We start from the raw sequence: 3,248 nt of genomic DNA, 5'->3' as shown, positions 1-3,248 counted from the left end.
CGGCAGGGTGATCGGACCGCGGCTCAGCGGACGGTCGTCGCCGCCGTCGCGCCAGGGCCGTTCGGGTATCCGGTGGACACGCTCCGGATCCGCAAACCGGCGTCCCGGCCCGTCCAGCGTCAGCGCCCCGGGTTCCCAGCTTTCCCACAGGTCCACCACGGCCTGGACGACGTCGTCGGCCCGGTCGTAACGCTCGGATTTGGGCGGGATGGCGGCCAGGCCGAAGTTGGCGGCCTCGGCGTCGGTGGTGGATGTGACGATGTTCCAGGCGACCCGGCCGCCGGAGAGGTGATCCAGCGAGAGCAGCTTCCGGGCGATCGTGTAGGCCGGGGTGAAGGTCGTGGAGATGGTGGCGGCCAGGCCCAGGTGGCGGGTCGCCCCGGCAACCAGTGACAGGGTGACCAAGGGGTCGAGATAGATGGCGCCCTTGCCGCCGGTGACCAGCGTGGTGGCGTAGTCGCCCGTGTTGTCCTCCGGGACGGCCAGCGCGTCGGGCAGGAACAGCATGTCGAAGCAGCCTCGTTCCAGCGTCCGGCCCAGATCCAGGTAAAACTCCGCGCTCAGCCAGTCCCGCCGGGAGAGCGGATGCCGCCAGTTCTCCGAATACTGGCTGGTCGGCGGGTTGACCATCGCCACCAGGTGCATGCCGTCGGATGTCTGCATTGTCGCGCCCTTCTGTTGAGTGAACAGGGCACGGGTGTGAGGGTTGCTCCCTGCGCTGGCATGATCCAGATCAGGTTCAACGGTCGAAACTTGAGAAGCTTCCTCTCAGCCCGGCTCACCGGACTCCCGTGTACAAGCCAGCAGCCTACCGGCAGCCGCACCGGGCGGCGAAAGGCCGCCGGCACGACGGCGTCATACTCCCGGCCGGACAGCGGACAGGACAGCCGGACTGACCCGGCCGCCCGGTGTGGGGGAGGCCGGCCGTTACTGCCGTGCGGGGAGCATGCTGCCGGTCTCCACGAAGCGCTGGTGCCAGGACAAGGCCTCGCCGAGCAGGTGCGGGGTGTGCTTGCCGAAGCTGTCCCGGCAGGCCCGGTCGAAGTAGTCCTGGAGCATGGGCCGGTAGTCCGGATGCGCGCAGGTCTCGATGATCTTGCGCGCCCGCTGCTTCGGGGCGAGCCCGCGCAGGTCGGCCAGACCCTGCTCGGTGATCACGATCATCGTGTCGTGCTCGGTGTGGTCGACGTGGCTGGCCATCGGCACGATGCTGGAGACCTTCCCGCCCTTGGCCATGCTGGGGGACATGAAGACGGACAGGTAGCTGTTCCGGGCGAAGTCGCCGGAGCCGCCGATGCCGTTCATGACCTTGGTGCCGGCCACGTGGGTGGAGTTGATGTTGCCGTAGATGTCCGCCTCGATCATGCCGTTGAGCGAGATGCAGCCCAGCCGGCGGACCAGCTCGGGGTGGTTGGAAATCTCCTGGGTGCGCAGGATGATGCGCTCGCGGTAGTAGTCCACGTTGGCGTTGAACTCCTCCAGGCCCGTGCGACTGAGCGAGAAGGACGTGGCGGAGGCCATGCGCAGCACGCCCTCCTTGAGCAGCTGCAGCATGCCGTCCTGGATGACTTCGGTGTAGGCGGTCAGGCCGCGGTAGCCGCCGGCCGCCAGGCCTTCCAACACCGCGTTCGGGATATTGCCGACGCCGGACTGCAGCGGGAGCAGCTGCTCGGTCAGCCGCCCGCGCCGGACCTCGTGGTCCAGGAAGTCCAGCAGGTGGCCGGCGATCTGCTGCGACGCGTCGTCGGGCGGGTTGAAGGGGGAGTTCCGGTCGGGCGCGTCTGTGTGCACGACGGCCACGATCTTGTCCGGATCCACCTGCAGGTAGGGTTCGCCGATCCGGTCGTCGGGGTGCTCGAGCGGGATGGGCCGGCGTTCCGGCGGCAGGGCGGTGCCGTAGTAGACGTCGTGCATGCCCTCGAGACCCACCGGCTGGGCGTTGTTGATCTCCACGATGACCTGGCTGGCCTGCCGGAGCCAGGTCATGTTGTTGCCCACCGAGGTGGACGGGATGAGCCGTCCGTCCTCGAGAATGCCCACCGCCTCGACCACGGCCAGGTCGACGTCGCCGAAAAACCCGAACCAGGTGTGCTGGGCGACGTGGCTGAGGTGCATGTCGATGTAGTCCAGCTCGCCGGCATTGATCCGTTCGCGCAGCGCCGGGTCCGACTGGTAGGGCAGGCGCAGCTGCATCCCGTCGACCTTGGCGAGGGCGCCGTCGAGCTCAGGGGCCGTCGAAGCGCCGGTGAGTACGCGGATCTTGAACTGCTCCCCGGCGGCGTGCGCGGTTTCCATCCGTGCCGCGAGTGCCTGCGGCACCGCCTTCGGATAACCGGCGCCGGTGAAGCCGCTCATGGCCACGGTCATACCGGGTTTGATCAATTCTGCCGCCTGCTCCGCGCTCATCACGCGCTCGAGCAGGCGGGCGTTGCGAATGCGGTCTTGCATCGTGCCCCTTCGTCTGGATCTCCCCCTCCACTGTAGGGGGCCGGGCACGGGTGCCGGGGTTCGGGGCGGAGAAAAGCGGCCACCCTGGCGGCGGGCGGAGGCGCCGCGCGCCGCGGGATTTCCGGGCGCTGAGCTAGCGCTGCCGCAGCTGGTCCAGCGCGGTCTGCCGAACGCAGGCAGTCAGTTCGTCCAGCACCGGCGAGCTGATTTTCCAGCGCTGCCAGTACAACGGCACGTCCACCGGCAGGTCGGGGGCCAGTTCGTGCAGCGTCCCGTTGCGGACGTCTGCCAGGCACTGTTGCTCCGGCAGCAGGGCCCAGCCGATGCCCAGCCGGACCGCCGAGGCAAACTCCGCCGAGGCGGGCAGATAATGGCGCGGCGCCGCCAGCGCAGCGCCGGTCAGTTCCCGGTAGAAGCGCTCCTGCAGGTCGTCCTTGCGGTCAAAATCGAGCACGGGCGCGGCCGCCAGCCACGCCGGGTCGGCGTGTCCGGTCCCGGCGGGACGCCAGTGAGCCAGGTAGGCCGGGCTGGCCACCGCCCGGTAGCGCAGCGAGCCGAGCGCCTCCACCGAGCAGCCCTGGACCGGTTCCGGCGTCGCCGTCACCGCGGCCGTCACCCGTCCGGCCCGCAGCAGGGAGGTCGAATGCTGCTCGTCTTCGCGGTGGACTTCGAAAAACACCCCGCGGTCGCGCGGCATGCGGGCCAGCGCGCCCAGGAACCAAGTGGCCAGCGAATCGGCGTTGACCACCAGCGGCAGGGCCACGCCGTCGCCGTCGCCGCCGAGTTCGCGCTGCGCGTCG

3 protein-coding genes and 1 riboswitch are annotated in these 3,248 nt (G+C 69.4%); all 3 genes read right to left on the bottom strand.

Features of this window, described 5'->3' with window-relative positions; genetic code table 11:
* A partial coding sequence (locus AC5RV2_RS16120; RefSeq protein ID WP_494093170.1) for an LLM class flavin-dependent oxidoreductase occupies window positions 1–663 on the bottom strand: 663 nt, incomplete at its 3' end.
* A 30-nt stretch (window positions 664–693) separates the two neighbouring features.
* A riboswitch (TPP riboswitch) is annotated at window positions 694–803 on the bottom strand.
* A gap of 124 nt (window positions 804–927) precedes the next feature.
* Window positions 928–2,448, bottom strand: coding sequence for a succinyl-CoA:acetate CoA-transferase ScpC (gene scpC, locus AC5RV2_RS16115; RefSeq protein ID WP_494093169.1), 1,521 nt, complete (start codon window positions 2,446–2,448; stop codon window positions 928–930).
* Window positions 2,449–2,581: 133 nt separating this feature from the next.
* Window positions 2,582–3,248, bottom strand: a 667-nt coding sequence (locus tag AC5RV2_RS16110; protein ID WP_494093168.1) for an ArgP/LysG family DNA-binding transcriptional regulator, incomplete at its 5' end; no start/stop codon positions are given.

This window comes from Arthrobacter sp. Y3225116 (assembly GCF_059091245.1).
Note: the sequence above shows the minus strand (reverse complement) of the source record. Positions and strands in the feature narration are given on the sequence as shown.

Excerpts from the sequence above, each read along its gene's own strand:
- scpC (WP_494093169.1), bottom strand. The coding sequence starts at position 2,448 with ATGCAAGACCGCATTCGCAACGCCCGCCTGCTCGAGCGCGTGATGAGC.